This window comes from Azospirillum humicireducens, from assembly GCF_001639105.2.
In the GTDB taxonomy this organism is placed as follows: Bacteria; Pseudomonadota; Alphaproteobacteria; order Azospirillales; family Azospirillaceae; genus Azospirillum; species Azospirillum humicireducens.
The window spans coordinates 2,414,895-2,440,936 of sequence record NZ_CP015285.1 but is presented as its reverse complement, the minus strand read 5'-3'; the positions used below and the strand labels follow the sequence as shown (position 1 = coordinate 2,440,936).

Sequence of the window (26,042 nt, the reverse complement as noted above, 5' to 3'; positions counted from 1 at the left end):
GTTCAGGCCGGCGTGACCGGGTCGCCCACCGCGATCCGGCCGCCGCCGGTCACCCGGGCGCGCAGCAGGATCTGGCTGTGGCCGTACCCCCGCTCCATGATGTTGGGCAGGCTGAGGTCGGCGACGCCGCTGTCCGGGTTCACATCGTTGCCGGGCGTGCAGTCCAGCGCCTCCGCCACCTCCAGCGTCGCGCCGCCGATGGTCAATGTCCGGCCGATCCAGGCGCGTTCGGTCCAGGGATCGATGCCGTCCACCAGCAGGTTGGCGCGCAGACGGCGCGGATCGACCGGCTGCTTGGCGATCCGCTCTTCCAGATCGCGCAGGCTGGCGAGGTTCAGCAGGGTGACCGACGGCTCCTCGCTGTCGCCGAAGGCGCCATGCTGCGCCTCGATCAGGCGGGGCATGCCGGGGACGATCCCGGCCAGATAGGCGGCGAAGAACTGTTCCAGCAGCGTGCGGCCCATCGGCTGGTCCAGCCGGCCGCGCGACACCTGCCGGCCGCCGCGGCGGATGATCAGCGCGTGCGTCGCCTCGTCGAACTCGGTCTGCAGTGCCGCCAGCTTTTCCGTGCGGTCCAGCGTGAAGAAGTCGGACGGCAGGCGCCAGCCCGCCGTCTCGCTGTCCAGCGCGGCCGGTCCGTGCAGCAGGCCGTAACGGCGGTCGAGCGGGATCGCCTGTCCGGCGGTCAGGTCGGTGGCGGTCAGGTCCTGGCCGCTCATGCCCTTGACGGGATAGCGGCGGATGGCGGTCAGTGTGGTGTTCATTGCACTGCACAATGAAAGGGCCGGAGCGTCCCTGTCAACCGATGCGGTACCTGTTTCTCACGCTGCGGCTGGGGGAAAGGCGACCGGCAGCAACCCGGACCGCCCGCTCCGCTCCCTAATGTGGTGCCTTTACCAGCGTTCGGCGACCGGGCGGTGCCCCAGAAATTCCTCCAGCCGGCGCCCGGTGGCCGGCGACAGGTCCGTAGGGAGCCGGTCGAGCGGAAAGAACCGGGTCTCGACGATCTCGACCCCGTCGGCCTTCGGCTGGCCGCTCCAACCGCGCACCACATAGACCGCCACATGGTCGCTCGCCCCATTGCGGAAGCGGGCGTAGATGCCGAAAGGCTGAGCGGGACGGTCGGCGATCAGCCCGACCTCCTCCCGCACCTCCCGCCGCATGGCGTCGGCCAGCGTCTCCCCCCGCCCGACGCCGCCGCCGGGGAAGTGCCAGCCATCGACATAGCTGTGGCGGATCAGCAGAACACAGGGGGCGGCCGGGTCCGAGTCGTCGATGATGATCGCCCGCACCCCCATGGTCAGCGGCCGGGCGATCCGGTGCCAGACCCCGCGCAGGGTCCAGGCGAGACGGAGCAGTCGGGCCATCATGGTCCGGGGCGTGGCGTGGCGGACTGGGATCGGCGTGGCTTTCGTGTCGGTGGCGGTGCGCTGGCTGGTGCCGGAGGCGGCAAAGTCGGTCATGATGGAAATCCGGAAGGACCCGTGGACGGCGGGCGGGCGGAAGTCTAGCCGGACCCTGCGCGTGCCGTGTAGGGGCGCAATCGGCGGGTCGCGAGCTACCCCTTTTTCCCGGCCCCAGGCGGTCCGGCGGAGAGGGGCCTTGGCGGCGTTTCTCCAGCGATACCCTTTCCGCGCCGATGGTCTTGCACGGCCCTTTGGCCTGCCTACATCTTCGGCAGCATCCTTGCGGATCGCACAGTCGCGTGGATCGGGCAGGGGGATCGAGTTGACCGGGCTGCCTCGCGGACGGTCGACGGGAGATAGGGGAGCATCATGGATTTCGAGCAATACACCGAGCGCAGCCGCGGGTTCGTCCAGGCCGCGCAGACCCTGGCCGTGCGCCGTGGGCATCAGCGCCTGACCCCGGAACATCTGCTGAAGACGCTGCTGGACGACAAGGAAGGCCTAGCCGCCAACCTGATCCGTGCGGCGGGCGGCGACCCCAAGGCGGCCCTGTCGGCTGTCGATGCCGAACTGGACAAGCTGCCGAAGGTCGAGGGCAGCGGCGCCGGTCAGCTCTATCTGACGCCCGAACTCTCCCGCGTCTTCGAACAGGCGGAGAAGGTCGCCGAAAAGGCCGGCGACAGCTTCGTCACCGCCGAACGCATCCTGCTGGCGCTGGCCATGGCCGACGGCACCCCGTCGGCGCGTGCGCTGAAATCCGCCGGCGTGACGCCGCAGGCGCTGAACACCGCCATCAACGACATCCGCAAGGGCCGCACCGCCGACAGCGCCAGCGCCGAGCAGGGCTATGACGCGCTGAAGAAATACGCCCGCGACCTGACCGCCGCGGCGCGCGATGGCAAGCTCGACCCCGTCATCGGCCGCGACGAGGAAATCCGCCGCACCATCCAGGTGCTGGCGCGGCGCACCAAGAACAATCCCGTCCTCATCGGCGAGCCCGGCGTCGGCAAGACCGCCATCGTCGAGGGGCTGGCCCAGCGCATCGTCAAGGGCGACGTGCCGGAAGGGCTGAAGAACAAGCAGCTGCTGTCGCTCGACCTCGGCGCCCTGGTGGCCGGCGCCAAGTATCGCGGCGAGTTCGAGGAGCGGCTGAAGGCCGTTCTGTCGGAAATCCAGGCGGCGGCCGGCGAGATCGTCGTCTTCATCGACGAACTGCACACGCTGGTCGGCGCCGGCAAGTCGGACGGCGCGATGGACGCCTCCAACATGCTGAAGCCCGCGCTGGCGCGCGGCGAACTGCATTGTGTCGGCGCCACCACGCTGGACGAGTTCCGCAAATACATCGAGAAGGACGCGGCGCTGGCCCGGCGCTTCCAGCCGGTCTTCGTGTCGGAGCCGACGGTGGAGGATACCATCTCCATCCTGCGCGGCCTGAAGGAGCGCTATGAGGTCCACCATGGCGTGCGCATCACCGACAGCGCCATCGTGTCGGCGGCGACCCTGTCCAACCGCTACATCACCGACCGCTTCCTGCCCGACAAGGCCATCGACCTGATCGACGAGGCGGCGAGCCGCCTGCGCATGGCGGTGGACAGCAAACCGGAAGCCATCGACGAGCTGGACCGCCGCATCATCCAGTTGAAGATCGAGCGCGAGGCGCTGAAGCGCGAGCAGGACTCCGCGTCGCGCGACCGTCTGGTCACTCTGGAGCGGGAGCTGTCCGACCTGGAGCAGGAGTCGGCCGAGCTGACCGCCAAGTGGCAGGCCGAGAAGGACCAGTTGCAGGGCGCGCAGAAGATCAAGGAGGATCTGGAGAAGGCCCGCACCGAATTGGAGACGGCGCAGCGCGACGGCAATTGGGGCCGTGCGGGCGAACTGGCCTATGGCGTGATTCCGGGTCTGGAAAAGGCCTTGAAGGAGGCCGAGGCGCATGCCAGCAGCCGCATGCTGAACGAGGAGGTGCGCGACGGCGACATCGCCGCGGTGGTCAGCCGCTGGACCGGCGTGCCGGTCGACAAGATGCTGGCCGGCGAGCGCGAGAAGCTGCTGGCGATGGAGGGCAAGCTGCGCGGCCGGGTGATCGGCCAGGACGAGGCGATCGTCGCGGTGTCCAACGCGGTGCGCCGGGCGCGGGCCGGGTTGCAGGACCCGAACCGTCCCATCGGCTCCTTCCTGTTCCTCGGTCCGACCGGCGTCGGCAAGACCGAGCTGACCAAGGCGCTGGCCGAGTTCCTGTTCGACGACGAGACGGCGATGGTCCGCCTCGACATGTCGGAATATATGGAGAAGCACTCCGTCGCCCGCATGATCGGCGCGCCTCCGGGCTATGTCGGCTATGAGGAGGGCGGGGCGCTGACCGAGGCGGTGCGCCGCCGGCCCTATCAGGTCGTGCTGTTCGACGAGGTGGAGAAGGCCCACCCCGACGTCTTCAACGTGCTGCTCCAGGTGCTGGACGACGGCCGTCTGACCGACGGGCAGGGACGCACCGTCGATTTCCGCAACGTCGTCATCATCATGACCTCCAACCTTGGCTCGCAGGCGCTGGCCGAGCAGTCGGAGGGCGAGGACAGCGCTGCCGTGCGCGAGGAGGTGATGGAGGCCGTCCGGGCGCATTTCCGGCCGGAGTTCCTCAACCGCCTGGACGAGATCCTGCTGTTCCACCGGCTCGACCGCCGGCATATGGGCGGCATCGTCAAGATCCAGCTCGGCCGCCTGACCAGGATGCTCGCCGACCGCGAGATCACGCTGACGGTGGACGAGGCGGCGACCGAATGGCTGGCCGAGGCCGGCTACGATCCGGTCTACGGCGCGCGACCGTTGAAGCGGGTGATCCAGCGCGAGCTGCAGAACCCGATGGCGACCCTGATCCTCGAAGGCCGCATCAAGGACGGTCAGACCGTAGCGGTCGGGGCGGAAGGCGGCTCCCTGACCATCGACGGCCAGCCGGTGAGCGGTCTGGTTCGGAAGGGCTGACGTCTGTGCCCGCCGCATTGCACCGATGAGTGCGACGCGGGTTTGTCGGGTGGCTGAACTGTGCGTATGATCGGCGGAACTGTTTAACATATCGAACAGTTTCCGCCGATCCCTCGCGGACGGCGGGCAATGCACCCGAACGCCCGAACAGGAAGTCCCCTTCCATGACCGCTCCCGTCAGCACCGCCGGCAACTCCGCCGCCAGCCGCGACAAGGCCTTCATCCTCCATCCCTACACCAACCTGGACGTCCACGAGACGCAGGGGCCGATGATCATCGAGCGCGGCGAAGGCATCCGCGTCTTCGACGACGGGGGCAAGGAGTACATCGAGGGCATGGCCAGCCTGTGGTGCGTCTCGCTCGGCTGGGGCGAGGAGCGGCTGGTCCAGGCGGCGGCGAAGCAGATGCGGCAGCTGTCCAGCTATCACATCTTCGGCCACAAGTCGCACGAGCCCGGCATCGATCTGGCGGAAAAGCTGATCGGGCTGGCGCCGGTGCCGATGTCCAAGGTCTTCTTCGCCAATTCGGGCTCGGAGGCCAACGACACCGCGATCAAGCTGATCTGGTACTACAACAACGCGCTCGGCCGGCCGGAGAAGAAGAAGATCCTGTCGCGCCAGCGCGCCTATCACGGCGTGACGGTGGCGAGCGCCAGCCTGACCGGGCTGCCCAACAACCACCGTGACTTCGACCTGCCGATCGCCCGCATCATCCATGGCGACTGCCCGCACCATTACCGCAACGGGCTTGAGGGCGAGAGCGAGGAGGCCTTCGCCACCCGCCTCGCCGAACAGCTGGAGGCGCTGATCCTGGCCGAGGGGCCGGACACCATCGCCGCCATGTTCGCCGAGCCGATCATGGGCGCCGGCGGCGTCGTGGTTCCGCCCGCGACCTACTTCGCCAAGATCCAGCCGGTGTTGAAGAAATACGACATCCTGCTGGTCGCCGACGAGGTGATCTGCGGCTTCGGCCGCACCGGCAATTTCTGGGGCAGCCAGACCATGGGCATGCAGCCGGACATCCTGACCTGCGCCAAGCAGCTGTCATCGGGCTATCTGCCGATCTCCGCCGTCATGGTGACGGACGCCATCTATCGCGCCTGCGTCGACGAGAGCCGGAAGATCGGCACCTTCGGCCATGGCTACACCTATTCCGCCCATCCGGTGGCGGCGGCGGTGGCGCTGGAAACGCTGACCATCTACGAGGAGCGCGATATCGTCGGGCATGTCCGCTCGGTCGCTCCGGCCTTCCAGGCGCGGCTGAAGGCGCTGGGGGCGCATCCGCTGGTCGGCGAGGCGCGCGGCATCGGGCTGATCGGCGCGCTGGAACTGGTGGCCGACAAGGCGACCAAGGTGCCCTTCGACCCGCCCGGCCGCGCCGGCGCGCTGGTCAACGGGCTGGCCCAGGAGAATGGCCTGATCGTCCGCGCCATGGGTGATTCCATTGCGCTCTGCCCGCCGCTGGTGATTTCCGAGGCGGAAATTCACCAGGTCTTCGACCGGCTGACCAAAGCGCTCGACGCCGCGGTGCCGGTTCTGCGGGGATAAGGACTGGCCGGGGGTGGGGCTGTCGCCCTATCCCCGCCGCAGGTGCATCTTGCCCAGCCCGCCCAGCGTGTCGAACAGCTGGCGGAACTGGGTGAGGAACTGCTCCCAGGTCGCCTTCGTCGTCGGCTCGATGGCGGCGTGCAGGGCGCCCAGGCTGGTCCGGCCGTCGATCCGCGACAGGATCGGGCCGGCCAGCCGCGGCAGGGGCAGCGCCACGACGCTGCCCATCAGGTCGAACTCCAGGCTGCCGCCGGGCGGGACATTCTTCGCGACGGTGGCGCCGTCGATGTCGCGCAGGACCGGGATAACGTCCGGCCCGTCCGGCAGGATGCGGGCGGCCTCCAGATCGGCCGGGCGCAGCAGATAGGCGATGTGCTTGGTGAAGGCGCCGGTGACGCGCTCGGTCCAGGCGGCGCGCTCCAGCATGGTCAGCCCCGCCAGTTGCTTCAGCACGCGGGCGTCCTTGATCCACAGCGACGGCTCGTAGCGCAGCGGGTCGATCAGCGTCGCGACGGCGAGGCCGGCGCTCTCCGCCAGCTCCGCCAGCTGCGGCACGCTGTAGGGACGGTCGCAGCTGTGCAGCAGCAGGTCGTAGAGGTTGGCGTCGGCCAGCCGGTGGTCGCTGATGTGCGGGTTGTTCAGCAGCCAGTTGGTCGGCGGCAGAGCCTGGATCAACCGGCGGGCCAGCGCCACCTTCTCGGCCGGCGGCAGCCCCTCGGTCATGCCGCGCAGAGCCTCCTGCATCGGATAGACGCCGGTGCGGCCATAAGGGGCGTAGACCATGATGCCGATGCCGCCGCCGGGCGCCAGCGCGCCGGCCAGCGAGCGCAGGCCGGCCGCCGGATCGTCCAGATGATGCAGCACGCCGCAGCAGTCGATGTAGTCGAACGGTCCCAGCCCGTCGAGTTCCAGCAGCGATCCGCGGCGGAAGTCGATGTTGGTCAGGCCGCGCGCCTTGGCCCGCGCCTCGGCGACGGCGCGGCTGGCGTCGGACAGATCGATGTAGGTGACGCGGCCGGGATTGCCGGCGTCGGCCATCTGCTGCGCCAGCATGATGGTGCCGTCCCCCGTGCCGCCGCCGGCCACCAGCACCCGCAACGGCTTGGAATGGTCGATCCGGCCGCCGAAGACATGCTGCACAAGCTCGTCCAGGTGGCTGGGCGAGCCGGTGATCAGGCGCTTGGACTCGTCGGCCGGATTGCGCGCCGGGTAGGGATAGGCTTCGTACTGGGCGCGCAGGTCGTCGATGCTCATGGGGGACTGCTCATAAGGAACGGGCGCGGCGACCATAGCACCGCAGCCGCACCCGCTGCATCCGCCTGATAACGGCCTTCCTCAGCCCGGCCAGCCCGCCGCCGGCCGCACCTCGCCCACCCGCATGCCGGCGCGGTTCAGCAGCGGGGCGGTCAGCAGTTGCGGCACGCGTGCCCATTGGGCGTCGGTCAGCGCCCCGGTCGAGCGGATCAGCGCAGCCAGAGCCACCTCGCGGGCACGGGCGGCCCCATCCTCGATCTTCAGGGCGATGCCGATGCCCTGTTCCGGAATCACGGCACAGCCGACCCCCTCGGCCCCGCCCTTGACCAGCACGGCGCCCTCGGCCGCCTCCATCAGCGCGCTGTCGAAGGTGCCGGTGCCGCCGATCAGGAAGGGATGCTTGCCCCAGGCGGCGGCGATGCGGGTGACGGCCTCGGCCCGTGCGTCGGGCAGGTCGACCGGGTCGGCGATGCGGGCCATGGCATAGGCGATGGCGCCCAGCGGAATGCCGACGGTGGGGATGGAACAGCCGTCGACGCCCCAGGGCGCGCCGAACAGGTCCTGGCCGGTCATCTGCTCCATCACGCCGAGGATGCGCTGCTGCACCGGGTGTTCGTAGCGGACATAGCCCTTCAGCCGCTCGCCCCTGTGCTTCGCCGTGGTCAGGAAGCCGCTGTGCTTGCCGGAGCAATTGTTGTGGAAGGCGGTCGGCGCCTCGCCGCGGCGGACGAGGTCCTCGGCGGTGGCGGGATCGTAGGGGATCTGCGCGCCGCATTCGTAATCGTCGAGCGTCAGCCCGACCCGCTCCGCCCAGGACCGCACCAGTTCCGTGTGGCGCGCCTCGCCATTGTGGGAGGAGCAGGCGAGCGCCAGTTCCTCGTCCCCCAGCCCGAAGGCGTCGAGCGCGCCGCTTTCCACCAGCGGGATCGCCTGCAGCGACTTGATGGCGGAGCGCGGGTAGACCGGCGCGTCGATGTCGCCCCAGCGCGCCAGCACATGGCCGCCGGCATCGACGATGCAGGCGCGGGCGCGGTGGACCGACTCCACCAGGCTGCCGCGCGTCACCTCGACGGTGATCGGGCTTTCCGCCGGGCCGGACAGGTCGGCGTGGCCCTCGGCACCCTCGCTATGATGGTGGGAATGGCCGTGGTGGTGATCCCCACCGCAGCAGGAGTGGTCGTGCGTATGGTCTTGGCTCATGCCGGCAAGCTTGCCTCGGGCCGGCGTCGGCGGCAAGCTCCGGCCCGGTTATCCTTACCTGGAACAGCGGGTTCTTCATGCGTGGCTATTTCGGAATTGGGGTGGAGCGGATCAGCAAGCCGGGCAATGTCGGCAACCTGATGCGCACCGCCCATGCCTTCGGCGCCTCCTTCTTCTTCGCCATCGATCCGGAACCGGATCTGCGGGAGACGAAGCTGGTCGACACCTCGGGCGCCACGCTGCACCTGCCGCTCTACATCCACGAGCGGGTGGCCGACTTCACCCTGCCCAGGGACTGCATGCTGGTCGGGGTGGAGCTGACCGACGATGCGGTGGAACTGCCGAGCTTCCGCCACCCGTCGCGCGCTGCCTATGTGCTGGGGCCGGAGCGCGACAGCCTGTCGCCCGCCCTGCTGGCGCGCTGCGACCATGTGGTGAAGATCCCGATGTCCTTCTGCATCAATGTCGGCGTCGCCGGGGCGCTGGTCATGTATGACCGCATGATCTCGCTCGGCCGCTTCGCCGAGCGCCCGGTCCGTCCCGGCGGCCCGCTGGAAGGGCCGGCACAGCACAAGCACGGCAAGCAGATCATGCGCAAGGAGGACCGCCGCCGTCGCATCCGCGGCGAGCAGAAGCCGGTCGAAGACGGCGGCAACGAGTAAGGGCGGCGAGTAAGGATGCCTCAGAGCGGCAGCGGATCGTCCCCGGCGACGGCGCAGATCCGCTGCACCACCGCGGGCTTGGGCACCGCTATCTCTCCCTGCTCGAAGGCGACCACCTGAAGCCTGCCGCGCACCGCCTCCAGCAGCTCGCCGCGGCGCAGCAGGAAATCGGGGGAGGACGGGCGGCCGAAGCGGGCGTTGCCGTCGGCGAAGGTCTCGTAGATCAGCACGCCGCCCGGTTCCAGCGCCGCCAGGATGGCGGGAAAGAGCGGGCGGTGCAGGTAGTTGGCGACGACGATTCCGGCGAAGCGGGCGTCGGCGGGCAGGGGGCCGAGCCGACTTGCCGAATCGCCGGTTTCCAAATCGGCCTGGATCAGGGTGACGTTCGCGCTGCCGTCCAGGTCGGCGACGCCGCCGAGGTCGCGGTCCAGCCCGGCCACCGGATGGCCGCGCCGGTGGAACAGCCGCAGATGACGCCCGCCGCCGCAGGCGAGGTCGAGCACCGGGCCGCCCGCCCGCACCAGCGGGGCGAAGCGCTCCACCCAGGGGGAGGGCGGCGAGAGCGGGTGGGGCGTGGGCATGGTTGGATTCTCCTCGGCGGGACTTCTTTTCCGGGGCCGCGGGAACGATATCACAGGAGGTATGGACAATGGACCCGCCCGGCGTTTGACGGCGCGGCCCGGCCGTGCTGAATTAGGACAAATCCCGAGTCGCGCCGCAACCCGGACCGGCGCACCGGGGCGGACCTTCCAGCTGCGGGTTAGTTTGGGGCTTGTGGGGATATGATCCTCTTCGCGTTGAGATGCTCGGCCGACCACCGGTTCGAGGCGTGGTTCCGCAACGGCGCCACCTATGACGAACAGGCGGCGGCGCACCAGATCGCCTGCCCGATCTGCGGCGATACGGTGGTCGGCAAGGCGCCGATGGCCCCGCGCATCGCCAAGGGAGTCGCCAGGGCCGCCGACCGCGCCCGCGATCAGGCCGAAGCCGTCGCGGCCGACGCCCCGTCCGCGCCGGTGCCCGCCACCATTCCCGCCCATCCCCCATCCCATCTTCCTTCCCATGGGCCCGCAGCCCTGCCGGTGCCGATTCCCCCCGCTCCGCTGCCCAGCACGGCCGACATGGTCGCTGCCCTTCCGCCCAGCCTGAACGATGCCCAGCGCGAGGCTGTGGCCGAGGTGATGCGGCAGCTGACAGAGGTGCGGCGCAGCGTGGAGAAGAACTGCGACTATGTCGGCGACCGCTTCGCCGAGGAGGCGCGGCGCATCCATTACGGCGAGGCCGACCCCCGCGGCATCTATGGCGAGGCGTCGGACGACGAGGTCGCCGAACTCCACGAGGAAGGTGTGACATTTCACCGCATTCCGTGGATCCCACGGAGCGACTCCTGACGGACATCGCGGTCGCGCCCGATGCGGCGACGCCTCTGATTCCGAACGAAACCATTTGAAAAGCTGACTGTTTGAAAGGCGCGCCCGGCAACGGGGGCGCCTTTTCCATATCCCGTTACAGCCCGGCCCAAGTCCGGGTTTCAGGGGAATCGCCTTCGGTCGGCAGGCCATCCCATCGACCAAGGTAGGGGGTGCGCCCAACAATGATCTGTATCAAACAATTGGGCAGGTCAAGGGCGTACGAATTACGGGGAGAAACCCGGACGCGACCGCCCGGACGGCAAATGCCGGACTATCCCGCAGACGGGGCTCTGAAGGACAGCCGAACAATTGCCGGCACTCGATGAGGGGACGCACATGAATCAAAACGCACAACGGATTTTGAACAATCCGAAGTTCCAGGAGCTGGTGGCGAAGCGCTCCGCTTTCGCCTGGACTTTGTCGATTGCCATGCTGGTCATCTATTTCGGTTTCATTCTGCTGGTGGCGTTCGGGAAGAGCTTCCTGGGCACGCCGATCGGCTCCGGCGTCACGACCTGGGGCATTCCGGTCGGCGTCTTCACCATCGTGTCCGCCTTCATCCTGACCGGCATCTACGTCTACCGGGCGAACGGCGAATTCGACGAGCTGAACCGCCAGATCCTGGAGGAATCGAAGTGATCCGCGCCGCCACCACCCGCATCGCCGCCCCGGCCGCCGCCCTGGCCGCCATGGCGGGCGCGCTGGTTCCCGCCTCCGCTTACGCCGCCGCCGTCGAAGGCGCGGTGACGAAGCAGGCGACGAACTGGTCCGCCATCATCATGTTCCTGATCTTCGTCCTCCTGACTCTGGGCATCACCTTCTGGGCGGCCCGCCGGACGAAGTCGGCCAAGGACTTCTACGCCGCCGGCGGCGGCATCACCGGCTTCCAGAACGGTCTGGCCATCGCCGGCGACTACATGTCGGCCGCGTCCTTCCTGGGCATCGCCGGCCTGGTGTACGCCAACGGCTTCGACGGCCTGATCTTCTCGGTGGGCTGGCTGGTCGGCTGGCCGATCATCCTGTTCCTGATCGCGGAACGGCTGCGCAACCTCGGCAAATACACCTTCGCCGACGTCGCCTCCTACCGCTTCCAGCAGACGCCGATCCGCACCCTGTCCGCCTGCGGCTCGCTGGCGACGGTCACCTTCTACCTGATCGCCCAGATGGTGGGTGCCGGCAAGCTGATCCAGCTGCTGTTCGGTCTCGACTATCTGGTCGCCGTCATCATCGTCGGCGTGCTGATGATCGGTTACGTGACCTTCGGCGGCATGCTGGCCACCACCTGGGTGCAGATCATCAAGGCGGTGATGCTGCTGTCCGGCGCCTCCTTCATGGCCTTCATGATCCTGGCGAAGTTCGGCTTCAGCCCCGAGGCGATGTTCAAGGCCGCCGTCGACATCCACCCGAAGGGTCTGGCGATCATGTCGCCGGGCGCGCTGATCAGCGATCCGGTCTCGGCGATCTCGCTGGGCATGGCGCTGATGTTCGGCACCGCCGGCCTGCCGCACATCCTGATGCGCTTCTTCACCGTCGCCGACGCCAAGGAAGCCCGCAAGTCGGTCTTCTACGCCACCGGCTTCATCGGCTACTTCTACATCCTGACCTTCATCATCGGCTTCGGCGCCATCCTGATGATCCTGGCCCCCGACGCCAACGGCGCCTATCCCTTCCTGACGGCGGCCCCGCTGGCCGGCGCCAAGGCGGTGATCGCCAACGTCATCGGCGGCACCAACATGGCGGCCATCCACACCGCCCATGCGGTCGGCGGCGATCTGTTCTACGGCTTCATCTCGGCGGTCGCCTTCGCCACCATCCTGGCGGTGGTCGCGGGTCTGACGCTGGCCGGCGCCTCGGCGGTCTCCCATGACCTCTACGCCTCGGTCTTCGCCAAGGGCCGCGTCAACGAGGCCGACGAAATCCGCGTCTCGAAGATCACCACCGTCGTCATCGGCATCCTGTCGATCGTGCTCGGCATCGCCTTCGAGAACCAGAACGTCGCCTTCATGGTCGGTCTGGCCTTCGTCATCGCCGCTTCGGCCAACTTCCCGATCCTGCTGATGTCGATGTTCTGGAACAAGATGACCACCCGCGGCGCCGTCATCGGCGGCACCCTGGGCCTGGTTTCGGCGGTCACGATGCTGGTCCTGGGTCCGACGGTGTGGAAGGCGGTTCTGGGCAACCCGGCCGCTCTGTTCCCCTACGACAACCCCGGCCTGTTCTCGATCATCATCGCCTTCGTCGGCATCTGGTTCTTCTCGATCACCGACAACAGCGCGCAGGCCCAGAAGGAGCGCAAGGACTTCGAAGCCCAGTACATCCGGTCGCAGACCGGCCTGGGTGCCGAGGGTGCCTCCGCCCACTAAGGCAACCTGCCGAACGAGGAAAACGGGCAGAGCGGCAAGAAGAAGAAGGGAAGGGATCGCGCCTCGCACCGCACCCTTCTCCCCCTCCGGGAAAGGCTCCAGCCCGTGCGGTGACCGAACCACGCCGCCAAATGTCGCACCCGCTTCCGGCACCGCGCCCGGCGGGTGTATCCTGAAAAGCGCCTCCGGACCCGATCCGGGGGCGCTTTTTTATGCCCCGCCCTCCTGTGACGGAGCCCGCCCGTGCAGCACGCGACGCCGACCGCCTCCCCGGACTTCGATTTCGGCCGGCCCCCCTTCGACCTGCTGACGGCGGACCAGCGCGCGGCGCTGGCCGGCGCGCTGGACGTCGCCCTTTATCCGCACGAGGCCGTGATCCTCTGCCGGGAGGAGCCGACCGACTCGCTGTTCGTCGTCCTGCGCGGGAGCGTGCAGGAACGCCGCGGCGGCGAGGTGGCGGCGGTCCACGGACCCGGCGACCGTTTCGGCCTGCAGGCACTCTACGGTGGGGCATGCGGGTACGTCACCGGCGCCCGCCGCTTCGTCGCGGCGGAGGACTGCGTCTGCCACCTGATCCCGCGCGCCGCGCTGGAGGCGTTGGCCGCCGAGAATCCCGCCTTCGGCACGGCCATTCTCGGCGATTTCGCCCAGCGCATGCGCGATCTGGCGGCCGAGCGTTCCAACCGCGAGATGGCGGCGCTGACCATGGCCCGCATCCGGCAGGCTTATCTCCATCCGCCGCTGTTCGTGGAGGCCGGCGCCAGCCTGCGCGACGCGGCGGAGGCGATGCGGCAGAACCGCGCCAGCAGCGTCCTGGTGCACGGGGAGGACGGCCGCACCGGCATCCTGACCGGCACCGACCTGCGCGATCTGGTGGTGCTGGACGGCCGGCCGGTGACCGACCCGGTCGGGCCGCTCGCCCGCTATGGCCTGCTGACGCTGGACCGCGACGACCTGCTGTTCAACGCGCTGGTCCTGATGACCAAGCATGCGGTGCGCCGCGTCGTGGTGACGGAGAACGGGGCCATCGCCGGGCTGTTGGGGCAAAGCGACCTGCTGGCGGTGCTGTCCAACCATTCCCAGGTCATCGGCGTGCAGGTGGAACATGCGACCAACCCCGACGACCTGCGCCGGGCCAGCCGCTCCATCGTCGAGCTGATCCGCACCCTGCACGCCACCGGGGTCAAGGTGTCCTTCATCGCCGATCTGGTGACGGAGCTGAACCGCCGCATCTTCCGCAAGCTGTTCGAACTGCTGGCCCCGCCGGAGTTGCTGGCGAACAGCTGCCTGATCGTGATGGGCAGCGAGGGGCGCGGCGAACAGCTGCTGAAGACCGACCAGGACAACGGCCTGATCCTGCGCGACGGCTTCGACTGCCCCGACCTGCCGCGCATCGCCGCCGAATTCACCCGCCATCTGGTCGCGTTCGGCTATCCGCCCTGTCCGGGCAACATCATGCTGTCCAACCCGGAATGGACGCGGCCGCTCGCCGGCTACAAGGATGCGATCTTCAGCTGGATCCACCGCCCGGACGAGGCGGCGCAGATGAACCTCGCCATCTTCTACGACGCCGCCCCGGTGGCCGGCGACGCCACGCTGCTGCAGGACGCGAAGGACTATCTGCTGAGCCGGCTGCAGGACAACCAGATGTTCTTCACCCAGTTCGCCCGCCCGACCCTGTCGTTCGACACGCCGGGCGGCCTGTTCGCCGCCCTGTTCGAGCGGCGGCGGGGGGAGCCGGTGGACATCAAGAAGGCCGGCATCTTCCCCATCGTCCATGGCGTACGGGCGCTGGCGCTGGAAAAGCACCGGGCGGAGACCAACACGGTGGAACGCATCCAGGTGCTTGCCGAGCTTGGCGCGCTGGACCGCAAGATGGCCGGTGATCTGGTGGAGGCCTTCACCATCCTGTCGACCATCCGGCTGAAGGCGCGCGTCGATCTGCCCCAGGACGCCGAAGGGGCTGGCGAGGGGGCGGAGCTGGCGATCGACAACCTCGTTCATCCCGACCGGCTGGGCAAGCTCGACCATGACCAGTTCAAGGACTGTCTGGCGTTGGTGAAGAGCTTCAAGGAGCTGATCGCCCATCATTTCCGCCTGAACCACTGAGGCGGCGATGGTCCAGTCAACCCACACCGAGATCGACCGCCACAGCGACCGGCGCGAACGCGTGGCGATCCATTGCGAGGCGACCAGCTTCGACCTGGAGGCCGCAAGGCCGCTGGCCTTCGCCGCCATCCGCATCCGCGGGCCGCGCATCCTGACCGGCAGCGCCCTGCTGCTCCATCCCGGCAGCGACAGCGGGCTGGGGGAGGCCGGCGACCGGCTCCATGCCTTCGTCGGCGACCGCCCGCTCGTCGGCTATTACCTCGACTTCTCCATCGCCATGGCGGAACGGCTGACCGGCCGCCCGCTGGCGCAGGAGCGGGTGGAGGTGTCGGGCCTCTATTACGACCGCAAGATCCGCAACGCGGTGAAGCATGCGGTCGACCTGCGGCTGGACAGCATGATCCGCGACCTCGATCTGCCGGTCCGTGCCGAAGGGGCTATCGGCACCGCGCTGGCCGTGGCCATGGCGTGGCTGCGGCTGACCCAGGAGGGGCGCTGAGGGATCGAGGCGGACGTCTCAAAACCCTACCCGCTCCACCTCGAAGGCCCGGTCGTGGGTCAGGGACGGGACCATGCTGCGGGCCTCCGCGACGCGGTCCAGGTCGAGGTCGGCGGTGATGACGCCGACCTCGGTGCCTGCATCGGCCAGCACCTCGCCCCAGGGGGCGATCAGCAGGGAATGGCCGTAGGTCTGGCGGCCCTGGTCGTGGCTGCCGGTCTGGGCCGGGGCGATCACGAAACAGCCGGTCTCGATGGCACGGGCGCGCAGAAGCGTGTGCCAGTGGGCGCGGCCGGTCGGGACGGTGAAGGCGGCCGGCACGGTCAGGATCGACGCCCCCGCCTGGGCCAGCGCCCGGTACAGATAGGCGAAGCGCACGTCGTAGCAGACGGTCATGCCGATGCCGCCCCACGGGCTGGACGCCACCACGGCCCGCTCGCCCGGCCGGAAGCTGGCCGATTCGCGATAGGATTCGCCGTTCTTCAGCGTGACGTCGAACATGTGGATCTTGTCGTAGGAGGCAACGATCCGCCCGCCGGCGTCGAACAGGTAGCTGCGGTTGGCGGCGCGCCCGTCATCGAGCAGGACCTGCAGGGTGCCGCCCAGGATCCAGGCTCCGGTCTCCCGCGCCAGATCGGCGAAGAAGGGGATACCGGGATGCTCCGCCTCGGTCCGCACGCGCTGCATGGTCTTGTCGCGGCCCTGGACGATCCAGCCGACATTCTCCGGCAGGGCGATGAAGGCCGCCCCGGCATCGCGGGCGCGGCGGACGAGGTCGCCTGCCGCCCGCAGGTTCGGCTCGAGCTCCGTGCCTGCATTCACTTGGACGCAGGCGGCCTTCAGCATGCCGCTGCCGACGATGGCTTCGCTCATGCGGCGATGCCGAGCAGGGGATCGAGCTTGCCGGCGCGGTCCAGCGCATGGATGTCGTCGCTGCCGCCATAGGGCTTCCCGTCGATGAAGATCTGCGGGACGGTGGTCCGGCCTTCCGACCGCTCGATCATCTCGCTGCGGCGGCCGGGCTGGGCGTAGAGGTCGATTTCCTCGTATGTCACGCCCTTGCCGTCGAGCAGGCTCTTGGCCCGCATGCAGTAGGGGCAGAAGGGCGTGGTGTAGATGACGACGTCGGCCATGCCGATGGGCTCCTTTTGGACGTGGAGAAAGTATAGGATCAACCTGCGAGAGGCGCCAGACGTTGCAGCCCGCGCGCAACGCCGGTCAGCATCGCCGATCAGAACCGCCGGTTCCGGCCCTTTTCAAGCGTCAGCGGAGCACCACGCGGGCCAACGTCAGCACGTCCACCCTGGCCGCTCCGGCGCGCAGCAGGACCCGCGTGCATTCCGCCAGCGTCGCCCCGGTGGTCAGCACGTCATCGACCAGAACCAGCCGCTGACCCGTCACCAGCCCCTGGACCGATTGCCCCGGCCGCAGGCGGAAGGCGCCCTTGACGTTGCGGTGGCGTCCCTGGCGGTCCAGCCCGCCCTGGGTCGGGGTGGCGCGCCGCCGCTCCAGCAGGTCTGGGGTCGTCGGCACGCCGCTGTGCCGCGACAGCGCCTGCGCCAGCAGGGCGGCCTGATTGTAGCGGCGGTGGAACAGCCGGCCGTGGTGCAGCGGCACCGGCACCAGCCGGTCGGCATCCTCCAGCAGCTCACGCCCGGCGCGGGCCAGCCAGACGCCGTAGGCCTTGGCGGCATGGATGCGGTCGCCATGCTTGAAGCCCAGCACCAGCGGCCGGCTGCCGTCGTCATAGACCAGCACGGCGCGGGCGCGGGCAAAGGGCGGACGGGCTGCCACACAGGCGCCGCACAGGGCGCCCTCCTGCGCCTCATATTCGAAGGGCAGGCCGCAGCAGGCGCACAGCGGCGGGGCGATGAAGGTCAGACCGGACCAGCAGCGCCCGCACAGCCCGCCCTGCCGGTCCACCGCCTCGCCGCAGCTGAGGCAGCGCGGCGGCAGCAGGGCGTCCAGCAGCCGGGTGGCGGCGCCTGCGGCGGTGCGGCCCAATCTTGCGAGGGGACCGGAGAAGGGAACGGGTGCCTGCATCCGGACGGTCCCGTCACTGCAGCATGGCGATGCGTTCGAAGATCACGCCGGTGTAGTCACGCAGGACCAGATAAATTGCCGGCCCGGTGACGAACAGGATCAGCAGCGTGGCGAAGAACTTCATGTCCTGCTGCAGCGAGGATTCGTTGATGTTGGTGGCGCTCTGGAACAGCATCAGCACCGCCGACAGCAGGGCGGTGATGCCCAGCGGCGGCAGCGAGATCTTCAGGATGACCATCAGTGCTTCGTGACTGACGGCGATGGCCTCGTCGATGCCCATGCAGATGCCTGTCCGGTTTGAAGGCCCGTTTTCGGGAGCGGTGCTGTGGAGAAGGCGGCTGGGCGGCGAGTGTAGCACGGTTGCCGTGCCGCCGGGCTGGGGTATAGTGCGGCCATGACAAGTCCCGACAGCATGACCGTCTTCGACCGCGCGCTGGTCCGCCGCCGCCGCGACCGCGCCGTCGCCGAATTCTCCGACCATTCCTTCCTGTTCGAGGAGATCGCCGACCGGCTGGCCGACCGGCTGGAGGACGTGATCCGTCCCTTCCCGCTGGCGCTGGACGTCGGTTGCCACGACGGGGCGATGGGCCGCTTCCTGAAAGGCCGCAAGGGGATCGAGCGGCTGATCGCCTGCGACCTGTCGCCGGACTTCGCCCGCGCCGCCGGCGGTCCGGGCAACCCATCCGTCGCCGCCGACGAGGAGTTCCTGCCCTTCGCCCCCGGCAGCTTCGATCTGGTGGTCAGCAATCTCAGCCTGCACTGGGTCAACGACCTGCCTGGCGCCCTGGTGCAGATCCGGCAGGCGCTGAAGCCCGACGGCTTCTTCTGCGCCTCCATGCTGGGCGGCCAGACCCTTGCCGAGCTGCGCCGCTGCCTGTACGAGGCGGAGATGGAGATCGCCGGCGGCGTCTCCCCCCGCGTGTCGCCCTTTGCCGAGATCAAGGATGCCGGCGGGTTGCTGCAACGCGCCGGCTTCGCCCTGCCGGTGGTCGACAGCGACGTCATCACCGTCACCTATTCCGACGCCTTCGCCCTGATGCGCGAGCTGCGCGGCATGGGCGAGACCAACACGGTGCTGGCGCGGCGCAAGGTTCCGGCAAGCCGCGGGCTGTTGTTCGACGCGGCGCGGCGCTATGCCGAACTCTACGCCGAGCCGGACGGGCGGATTCCGGTCACCTTCGAGGTGCTCTATCTCGCCGGCTGGTCGCCGCACGAAAGCCAGCAGCAGCCGCTGAAGCCGGGCAGCGGGCAGGTTCCGCTCGGCGACGCGCTGAAGGGCGGCGGCTGCGGTATCCACTGAAGCAGGCTGAGGGGCCGGTTCACGCAACCAGCTTCCAGGCCATCCAGCCCAGCACCCCGGCGTTCACCAGCATGATCGCCGGGGCGACGCGGGCGACGGCGGTGCGCCAGGTGCGGCCGGCGACATGGCCGGCCAGCCCCACCGCCAACAGGCTCGGCACCGTGCCGAGCGCGAAGGCGGCCATTCCGAGCGCGCCGGTCAGCGCACTGCCGCTCGCCGCCGCGACCGCGATGGCGCCATAGAGCATGCCGCAGGGGATGAAGCCCAGCGCCACTCCCAGCCCATAGCCGCGCCAGCCGGTCGGGTTGCCGAACAGCGGCCGGGCGAGGCGCGATACCCGGTCTCCCCACCAGCGCCGCACTCCGCCGCCTCCCAGCGACGGCGCTTTCGGCAGCCAGGACAGGACGTTGCGCGCTGCGTAGCCGAGGAAGAACAGCGCTGCCAGCGCCAGCAGGGCGACCGACAGCCAGCGCAGGCCGGGCAGCGCGCCGACATGGCCGGCGACAGAGGCCGATACGGCACCGATCAGCGCATAGGTCGTCGCCCGGCCGGCATGGTAGGGCAGCACCGCCGCCCCGGTCAGGCGCCGGAACTCGGACATTGCCGACAGAGGAACCTGCTCCAGCCGTGCCGAAACCTGGGCCAGAACGAAGGGACCGCACATGCCGGTGCAATGGGTGGTGCCGCCGACCAGCCCGGCGGTCAGCAGGGCCAGCAGCAGCCCGCCGTCACGGTCGATGACCACGGCGCACTGGTTCAGTCCGGCATCCAGCAGCGACAGGGCGTCCAAGGCGGGCCTCTCCGGTTCGGGAACTGGCGGCGATCTTAATGGGGAGGGGTGGGCAGCCCAATGACGTGGGTCAATGGATTTGGGGTGTGGGGGGAAGCGACCGGGGGGCGAGTATGTGGTGCTGAGTTAGACCCCCACCCTAACCCTCCCCCGCTGGGCGGGGGAGGGGATTGGTGCTGATGCGGGAGAGTGGCGGCAGTCCCTCCCCCGCCCAGCGGGGGAGGTTAGGTGGGGGCATTCGCCAGCCCACACCTCATGGTCGGTCGCTTATCCCCACGCCGTCACGCCAGCAGGCGGGCGATGGGCGGGCGGCTGGGGTGGAGGACGACGCCGTCGTCGGCGGGCTCCACCTTGGCGTCGGGATAGGCGGCCAGGGCATACTGCAGGGCCTGGACGAAGCGCGGCTTGAAATGCTTCATCTGGTCGTAGCCGGCGCCGAACTGGGCATAGAGCGACGGCCAGGAGATCGGCTGCGGCCGGCTCAGCGAATGCAGCCGGTAGGCCAGCCAGACATAGAGGTCGAGGCTGAGCGAACGGTCCTTCAGCTGCCGCACGGCCTCCTCCAGCAGCGGGACCGGATGGTCGCGCAGGGCCTGGAAGAAGGTCTCGTCCAACTGGACCACATCGTTCCACAGCGTGCCCTGGCGGTCGTCGCCGAGGTCGTCGTGGAAGATCAGGCCGCGCTTGACGATGCCGCCCTTCTCGAACACGTCGGCATTCTCGCCGTCCCAGAAGAACTTCAGCGTGCAGGCCGAGATGCGCAGCGACTGCTCGCGGAAGCCGCGGAACGTCTCGCCGCCGACGCTGATGCCCATGCGGGTCAGCCAGTCTCGCATCGAGCGGCCAAGCTCCACCTCGCGCCGGCCGGTGCGCACCGCCTGGGTCTGCAGATAGATCAGGATCATCCGCGCCCGCGCGCCATAGGGCACGCCGAACAGCTTCACCTTGCCGTTCACCTTCAACCGCCCCGGTTCGACCAGCAGCGTCACCTGATGACCGCGCTTTTCCCAGGGGGCGTCGTCGGCCAGCTTCTTGTGCGGCAGGCTGGTCAGGCAGAAGCCGCTGTAGGTGATGCCGAGATGCTGGTTCTCGTCCGCCAGGATGTCGGCGGCGATGTCCACCAGCGTCCGATCCTCGGGCCGGACCAGCGCGCGCGCCTTGTCCCGTCCATGTTCGATCACCAGCCTGTGTATGTCGCCCATCGCCGCCCCACCCGGATGTTGTGGCATCCTGGTGAGCGGCGGGCGAGGGAGTCAATGTGGGGTTAGGCGACCGGGCTATTCGACGGTTAGTTGTTAGGCTTATTAGTTGAGTCGCCGCTTATCCCCATGGGGAAAGCCCGAGTCGTGCCGCTTTTCCCCACGAATCCGCCGCTTTGCCCCACGGGGCGTGGGGTGGAAAAGTCTGGCCGGTCGCTTTTCCCCACGGGCGGCAAGGGGCGACTCGCGGCGGTTGCGGAGGGACTCGGGAGACGGTCGGTCGCATAACCCCACGGATGGGGGGGAGGGGGCATTCGAAGCCGACGCCCCCTCGGCCCTCAATGGCTCAGCAGCACCGGAACCGTCATGTGCAGCAGCATGAATCGGGTCATGCCGCCCAGCACCAGTTCGCGGAAGCGGGAGCGGCCATAGGCGCCCATCACCAGCAGGTCGCAGCTTTCGTCGGCGGCCATGTTCAGCACGGTGTCGCCGGGCTCCACCACATCGGTGGCGACATGGGTGGCCTCGACGCGGCAGCCATGGCGGGACAGGTGGCGGGCGATGTCGGCACAAGGTTCGTCGCCCAGGCCGTTGGGACCGGGCTTCGGATTGGCGGCCATCACCACGACGCGCTTGGCGGAGACCAGCAGCGGCATGGCGTCGCCGATGGCGCGCGCGGCCTCGCGGCTGCCGTTCCAGCCGACCAGGACCCGTTCGCCGATGGTGGGGAAGCGGCCGGCATAGGGCACGACCAGAAGCGGCCGGCCGCATTCGAACAGCAGGTCGGCCGGCTGCGCGACCGGCTGGTCGCGGTCGCGGTCCGGATCCGGCTGGCCGACCACCACCAGATCGGCGTAGCGGCCGCGCACGGCGGCGGCGATGGTCGGGTCGCCTTCCTGAACCAGCCATTCCGAACGGTCGGTCAGGCCATGCTGGCGCATGGCGTCGGTGAAGGCGGCAGCCAGGCGGGCGGTCTGGTCGTCGCGCGACTGACGGCGGCTCTCACGCAGATCCTGCGGAAACTGGGATTCGATATAGCCGGGGAACACGACGTCCATATAGGCGTAGAGCGCGGTCAGATGCGCATCGCACCGGGCCGCGAGCCGGGCTGCAAGGTCGAGACGCGCTGCGGACGCGGGCGTATCGTCGACGACCACCAGAATGTCCTTGAGAGCCATGGCGTGATTCCTGCCCATTGATTGTGACCGTTGCCGTCATCGCCAATCGAAGTAGGGGCGATGCACGGGCGGGGCGGCGCCGGGCGGGCGGTAAGCTCACTTGCGGTGGTCCGCACGCGTTGGCCCCACTTGCCTTGGCAGTATAGAGCCGCCAACGATTGCCGATGTCTTTCCTTTACAAGGCACAGCCATGCCCTCTTCGCGTTCCTGCACTGCACACAAACGACTCCGGAGCGGATGGCTGCGCAAGGATACAATCCAAAGCCGCAAGGAGTATGGCAAGGAGTGCGGCCCATACATCCATCCGCCCCGAACGGCCGCGCAGAACGAAACAAAAATCCGGGATTGAGGTCCGATCCGACTTGCAACCCCAACTTGAGTGAATACTGTAATATGGCGCCGTGTCTTCGTCGCTCCGGCTGTAGAAACCTCCAAGCTCTGCTGCGGCCGGGTGCCTTTGGTTTTGACGGGCGGGTGACACTTCGCGTAAGTGTTGGGTATCGATTTCCTGATGAGTACCCCGCTCTAACCTCGCCATGAGTCCAGATCCCCGAATCTCCGCGCTGGCCGACGCACTGTCGGGTGCCGCTTCCGGTGCGCCGGGGCTTGACGCCCTGCGTCAGATTCTCGACGCCATGACCGTGAGGGTGGCGTTGATGGACCCGCAGCGGCGGCACATCTACGCCAACCGCGCGTATCTGGAGATGATGGGGACCAGCCTGGACAAGGCGGTCGGCACCACCATCGGTCAGCATCTGGGACCGGAACTGCAGCGCAGCACCAAGGCGCTGGCCGAACGGGCGCTGTCGGGCGAGACGGTGCAGACGGAGGGGTGGGTCACCCAGGCCGACGGGCAGCAGCGCTACGTGACGCGGCTGCACGCCCCGCACCGGTCGGAAGACGGCGCCATAACCGGCTATTTCGTCATCCTGCAGGACATGACCGAACGCCGGCAGGTTCAGGACGACCTGTTCCGCCTCGCCTACTACGATCCCGTGACCGGGCTGGCCAACCGCCTGATGCTGCTGAAGCACATGGCGGACTACCGCAACATGGGCGAGCCGTTCACGCTGGTCATTCTCGACATCGACCGCTTCGCCGAAATCCGCAGCAGCATGGGCCAGGGTTTCGCCAACGAGCTGCTGGACGATCTGGCGCAGCGGATGGGTGCGCAGGCCGCCGCCTTCGACCTGATCGCGCGGGTCAGCGACCACGCCTTCGCGCTGCTGGCCGGCGGATCCTGCGACCGGCCGGCCCTGGAGGCCGCCATCGACGAGTTGGCGGCGGTGGTGCGGTCCGCCCGCTCCAGCTCCGGCGGCACGGTGTTCCTGTCGGCCAGCATCGGCGTGGTGGAGGCCCAGCCCGGCCACGAGCGGCCGGAGGACGTGCTGCGCGACGCCGAGATCGCCACCGCCCGCGCCCGCGAGCTGGGCGGCGGACGGCAGGCCTGGTTCGATCCGGCGATGCATTCCCATGTCGTCGAACAGGTGCGTCTGGAGCATGACCTGCGCGGCGCGCTGGCCAGCGGCAGCGACCTGTGGGTGGCCTACCAGCCGATCGTGGAGATGGTGACCGGCGGGCTGGCCGGGTTCGAGGCGCTGATGCGCTGGAACCACCCGGAACGCGGCAACATCCCGCCCGGCATCTTCATCCCCATCGCCGAGAGCACCGGCCTCGTCGTGTCGCTCGGCACCTGGGTGCTGCGGCAGGCCTGCCTGCAGATCGCGGAGTGGCAGGACCGGCGGGAACCGGGCTCGGCACCGCTGTTCATGAGCGTCAACCTGTCCACCCACCAGCTGTCCGATCCCAACTTCGTCCAGGTCGTGCGCGAGGTCCTGCGCGAGACCGGGGTGGAACCGTCCTGGATCAAGCTGGAGCTGACGGAAAGCGCCGTCATGGACAAGGCGGAACAGTCGATCCGCCTGCTGCGTGACCTGCGGGCGCTGGGCATCAAGCTGTCGATCGACGATTTCGGCACCGGCTATTCGTCGCTGTCCTACCTGCACAAGCTGCCCATCGACAGTCTGAAGGTCGACCGCTCCTTCGTCTCTGCCATGCACCAGTCGGAGGAAAACCGCGCCATCGTCCGCATCATCATGGATCTGGCGCGGCTGCTCGGCTTCGACGTCATCGCCGAAGGCATCGAGACCAGCGCCGACGCCAATCTGCTGCGGGCGCTGGCCTGCGACTATGGCCAGGGCTATCACTTCGCCCGCCCGCTGCCGCCGGACATGGCCGCCAAGCTGGTGGGCGGGGAGTTGCCTTGGCAGATGCCGCGGTGAGGGTGGTTTGGTAAGGTTGGGAGTGGTTTAGCGGTGCCCCCACCCCATCCCTCCCCCGCTTTGCGGGGGAGGGATGGGGTGGGGGCAATACGCCTTACTCCGACCCTCACTTCCCCCGGACGAACTTCGGCGTTCCCGCCGCGCTGGGCAGCAGGCGGATGGCATAGGGGCTGGTGCGGCTCTGCGCCACCGCCTGGGCCGGGCCGGGAACCGTTTCGCGATAGCCGACGACCAGATCGGCCCCCTTCTGCTGCACGCTGTCGATGGTGACGCCGTAGCCCGCCGTGTCGCGGGGCCCCAGGAAAACCGCCACCGCCATCTGGCCGCCGGGCAGGGAGGTCGGCGCCGGTTCGCCGACGCGCGCCCACAGCGCCGTCCATTCCGCGCCGTCGCGGGCGACCGCATAGGCGCGCTCGGCGGCGCTGCTGTGGTTGCCCTGCCAGACGGTGCCGGCCTCCGCCTGGGCCGGCAGCAGGTTGCCCCCGGTGCGGTCGGCGCCGGTCTGGCAGCCGGCCAGCAGCAGGGCGGGGACGAGGGCGAGCGGGATCAGGCGCAGACGGGACGGCGGCTTCATGGGACGGTCAGGCGCTCCGCGGCAGGATCGTCTCGACCAGCGACGCCCAATAGCTGGCGCCGGTGGTCAGGATCGCGTCGTTGAAATCGTAATGCGGGTTGTGCAGGCGGCAGGAGGACCCAAGGTGGCCGCCGTGGCCGAGCCAGATGTAGGCGCCCGGCCGCTCCTTCAGCATATAGCCGAAATCCTCCGCCGCCATGGTCGGGGCGGGGGCCCAGACGACATTCTCCTCGCCCACCACCCTGGCGGCCGCCGCCGCGGCGACGCGCGCCTCCGGCTCGCTGTTGACCGTGGCGGGATAGCCGGGGCGGAAGCGCAGCTCGGCCTTGGCGCCCAGACCTTCGGCGATGCTGGAGACGAGACGGCCGAACTGCTCCTGGATGCGGCGATGGTTCTCTTCCGAGAAGGTGCGCATGGTGCCGAGCATCCGCGCGCTGTCGGGGATGACGTTGGCCGCGGTGCCGGCCTCAACCACCGTGATCGACACCACGGCGCTTTCGGCCGGGTTGGTGCCGCGGCTGACCAGGCTTTGCGCCGCGGTGACGATGTGGGCGGACACCAGCACCGGGTCGATGCCGCGGTGGGGCATGGCGGCGTGGGCGCCGTGGCCGGTCACATGGATCTCGAACTGGTTGGCCGCGGCCATCACCGGGCCGGGATGGACGGCGATCCGGCCGGCCGGCAGTTCCGGCCAATTGTGCAGGCCATAGACCTGTTCGCAGTCGAACTGCCGGAACAGCCCGTCGTCGATCATCCGCTTCGCCCCGCCCAGCCCTTCCTCTGCCGGCTGGAAGATGAAGTGGACGGTGCCGTCGAAGTTCCGCGTCTCCGCCAGATAGCGGGCGGCGCCCAGCAGCATGGCGGTATGGCCGTCATGGCCGCAGGCATGCATCTTGCCGGCATGGCGCGAGGCATGGTCGAAGTCGTTGGCCTCCGGCATCGGCAGCGCGTCCATGTCGGCGCGCAGGCCGATGGCCCGGCCGCTGCCGGTGCCCAGCCCCTTCAGCGTGCCGACCACGCCGGTTCCGCCCAGGCCGCGATGCACCACGATGCCGAACTCCGCCAGCTTCGCGGCGACGATGTCGGAGGTGCGCACCTCCTCGAACCCCAGTTCCGGGTGGGCGTGGATATCGCGCCGCCACGCGGTCATCTCGTCCTGGAAGGCGGCGATGCGGTTGTTGATCGGCATGTCTCTAACACTGGTTGGAACGGTCGGATGCCGTTCTGGGAAGGTGGTGCAATTATCGTTTC

At 68.8% G+C, this 26,042-nt stretch carries 24 protein-coding genes; 10 read left to right on the top strand and 14 right to left on the bottom strand.

Going from position 1 to position 26,042, the window contains the following annotated elements; all coding sequences use genetic code 11:
* Positions 1-2: 2 nt before the first annotated feature.
* Positions 3-764, bottom strand: coding sequence for an MOSC domain-containing protein (locus A6A40_RS11450; RefSeq protein WP_063635508.1), 762 nt, complete (start codon positions 762-764; stop codon positions 3-5).
* 129 nt (positions 765-893) lie between these two features.
* Entirely contained in the window at positions 894-1,463 is a 570-nt protein-coding gene (locus A6A40_RS11445; protein WP_063635507.1) for an NUDIX domain-containing protein, read from the bottom strand.
* A 312-nt stretch (positions 1,464-1,775) separates the two neighbouring features.
* On the opposite strand from A6A40_RS11445, the gene clpB reads away from it, so the two are divergent.
* Both clpB and A6A40_RS11435 read left to right on the top strand, forming a co-directional pair.
* Positions 1,776-4,379: an ATP-dependent chaperone ClpB gene (gene clpB / locus A6A40_RS11440; RefSeq protein ID WP_063635506.1), complete on the top strand. Its 2,604-nt coding sequence runs from the start codon at positions 1,776-1,778 to the stop codon at positions 4,377-4,379.
* Between the two features lie 164 nt (positions 4,380-4,543).
* On the top strand, positions 4,544-5,926 hold the full coding sequence (locus tag A6A40_RS11435) for an aspartate aminotransferase family protein (protein WP_063635505.1): 1,383 nt from the start codon (positions 4,544-4,546) through the stop codon (positions 5,924-5,926).
* Positions 5,927-5,953: 27 nt separating this feature from the next.
* Here A6A40_RS11435 and A6A40_RS11430 read toward each other — a convergent pair whose 3' ends face one another.
* A complete protein-coding gene (locus tag A6A40_RS11430; protein WP_063636243.1) occupies positions 5,954-7,180 on the bottom strand; it encodes a class I SAM-dependent methyltransferase in 1,227 nt (408 codons plus the stop codon).
* Positions 7,181-7,261: 81 nt separating this feature from the next.
* Positions 7,262-8,380 (bottom strand): asparaginase, encoded by a 1,119-nt coding sequence (locus tag A6A40_RS11425; RefSeq protein WP_063636242.1) that lies wholly within the window; start codon positions 8,378-8,380, stop codon positions 7,262-7,264.
* 77 nt (positions 8,381-8,457) lie between these two features.
* Here A6A40_RS11425 and A6A40_RS11420 point away from each other — a divergent pair, with 77 nt between their 5' ends.
* The gene (locus A6A40_RS11420) at positions 8,458-9,042 is read left to right on the top strand and encodes an RNA methyltransferase (protein ID WP_063635504.1); all 585 of its coding nucleotides are present in this window, start codon (positions 8,458-8,460) and stop codon (positions 9,040-9,042) included.
* A gap of 20 nt (positions 9,043-9,062) precedes the next feature.
* Here the strand turns inward: A6A40_RS11420 and A6A40_RS11415 are convergent, their stop codons facing one another.
* Positions 9,063-9,623: a class I SAM-dependent methyltransferase gene (locus A6A40_RS11415; protein ID WP_063635503.1), complete on the bottom strand. Its 561-nt coding sequence runs from the start codon at positions 9,621-9,623 to the stop codon at positions 9,063-9,065.
* Positions 9,624-9,824: 201 nt separating this feature from the next.
* On the opposite strand from A6A40_RS11415, the gene A6A40_RS11410 reads away from it, so the two are divergent.
* The 5 genes from A6A40_RS11410 (at position 9,825) to A6A40_RS11390 (ending at position 15,425) form a co-directional block, all read left to right on the top strand.
* Entirely contained in the window at positions 9,825-10,433 is a 609-nt protein-coding gene (locus tag A6A40_RS11410) for a DUF1178 family protein (RefSeq protein ID WP_063635502.1), read from the top strand.
* A gap of 357 nt (positions 10,434-10,790) precedes the next feature.
* Positions 10,791-11,093, top strand: coding sequence for a DUF485 domain-containing protein (locus tag A6A40_RS11405; protein WP_063635501.1), 303 nt, complete (start codon positions 10,791-10,793; stop codon positions 11,091-11,093).
* A gap of 50 nt (positions 11,094-11,143) precedes the next feature.
* Positions 11,144-12,817 (top strand): cation acetate symporter, encoded by a 1,674-nt coding sequence (locus tag A6A40_RS11400; RefSeq protein ID WP_063636241.1) that lies wholly within the window; start codon positions 11,144-11,146, stop codon positions 12,815-12,817.
* Positions 12,818-13,060: 243 nt separating this feature from the next.
* Positions 13,061-14,926, top strand: a complete 1,866-nt coding sequence (locus A6A40_RS11395) for a DUF294 nucleotidyltransferase-like domain-containing protein (RefSeq protein ID WP_063635500.1) — start codon at positions 13,061-13,063, stop codon at positions 14,924-14,926.
* A gap of 7 nt (positions 14,927-14,933) precedes the next feature.
* On the top strand, positions 14,934-15,425 hold the full coding sequence (locus tag A6A40_RS11390; protein ID WP_063635499.1) for a 3'-5' exonuclease family protein: 492 nt from the start codon (positions 14,934-14,936) through the stop codon (positions 15,423-15,425).
* 18 nt (positions 15,426-15,443) lie between these two features.
* Here the strand turns inward: A6A40_RS11390 and A6A40_RS11385 are convergent, their stop codons facing one another.
* From A6A40_RS11385 to A6A40_RS11370, 4 genes are all read right to left on the bottom strand, one after another.
* Positions 15,444-16,298 (bottom strand): carbon-nitrogen hydrolase family protein, encoded by an 855-nt coding sequence (locus tag A6A40_RS11385; RefSeq protein ID WP_063635498.1) that lies wholly within the window; start codon positions 16,296-16,298, stop codon positions 15,444-15,446.
* Positions 16,295-16,558 (bottom strand): glutaredoxin 3, encoded by a 264-nt coding sequence (gene grxC, locus A6A40_RS11380; protein WP_014248998.1) that lies wholly within the window; start codon positions 16,556-16,558, stop codon positions 16,295-16,297. Before grxC ends, A6A40_RS11385 begins: the two co-directional genes overlap by 4 nt.
* Before the next feature lie 130 nt (positions 16,559-16,688).
* Positions 16,689-17,468, bottom strand: coding sequence for a ComF family protein (locus A6A40_RS11375; RefSeq protein ID WP_236783646.1), 780 nt, complete (start codon positions 17,466-17,468; stop codon positions 16,689-16,691).
* A gap of 13 nt (positions 17,469-17,481) precedes the next feature.
* Positions 17,482-17,748: a flagellar biosynthetic protein FliQ gene (locus A6A40_RS11370; RefSeq protein ID WP_063635496.1), complete on the bottom strand. Its 267-nt coding sequence runs from the start codon at positions 17,746-17,748 to the stop codon at positions 17,482-17,484.
* 114 nt (positions 17,749-17,862) lie between these two features.
* Between A6A40_RS11370 and A6A40_RS11365 the strand changes: the two genes are divergently transcribed.
* Positions 17,863-18,768, top strand: a complete 906-nt coding sequence (locus A6A40_RS11365) for a methyltransferase domain-containing protein (RefSeq protein WP_063635495.1) — start codon at positions 17,863-17,865, stop codon at positions 18,766-18,768.
* Between the two features lie 19 nt (positions 18,769-18,787).
* On the opposite strand, the gene A6A40_RS11360 is transcribed toward A6A40_RS11365, so the two are convergent.
* The 3 genes from A6A40_RS11360 to A6A40_RS11350 all read right to left on the bottom strand — a co-directional run bounded on the left by A6A40_RS11360 (position 18,788) and on the right by A6A40_RS11350 (position 21,935).
* On the bottom strand, positions 18,788-19,558 hold the full coding sequence (locus tag A6A40_RS11360) for a sulfite exporter TauE/SafE family protein (RefSeq protein ID WP_063635494.1): 771 nt from the start codon (positions 19,556-19,558) through the stop codon (positions 18,788-18,790).
* A 281-nt stretch (positions 19,559-19,839) separates the two neighbouring features.
* Positions 19,840-20,760 carry a replication protein RepA gene (locus A6A40_RS11355; RefSeq protein ID WP_063635493.1) on the bottom strand — a complete coding sequence of 307 codons (921 nt, stop codon included), beginning with the start codon at positions 20,758-20,760 and terminating at the stop codon, positions 19,840-19,842.
* Between the two features lie 335 nt (positions 20,761-21,095).
* Positions 21,096-21,935 (bottom strand): universal stress protein, encoded by an 840-nt coding sequence (locus A6A40_RS11350; RefSeq protein ID WP_063635492.1) that lies wholly within the window; start codon positions 21,933-21,935, stop codon positions 21,096-21,098.
* Between the two features lie 536 nt (positions 21,936-22,471).
* Here A6A40_RS11350 and A6A40_RS11345 point away from each other — a divergent pair.
* Complete coding sequence (locus A6A40_RS11345) at positions 22,472-24,217, top strand: putative bifunctional diguanylate cyclase/phosphodiesterase (protein ID WP_063635491.1); 1,746 nt, start codon at positions 22,472-22,474, stop codon at positions 24,215-24,217.
* Positions 24,218-24,323: 106 nt separating this feature from the next.
* Here A6A40_RS11345 and A6A40_RS11340 read toward each other — a convergent pair whose 3' ends face one another.
* Positions 24,324-24,791 carry a protease complex subunit PrcB family protein gene (locus tag A6A40_RS11340; RefSeq protein ID WP_063635490.1) on the bottom strand — a complete coding sequence of 156 codons (468 nt, stop codon included), beginning with the start codon at positions 24,789-24,791 and terminating at the stop codon, positions 24,324-24,326.
* 7 nt (positions 24,792-24,798) lie between these two features.
* Positions 24,799-25,980, bottom strand: coding sequence for a M20 aminoacylase family protein (locus tag A6A40_RS11335; protein ID WP_063635489.1), 1,182 nt, complete (start codon positions 25,978-25,980; stop codon positions 24,799-24,801).
* Positions 25,981-26,042: the final 62 nt, after the last annotated feature.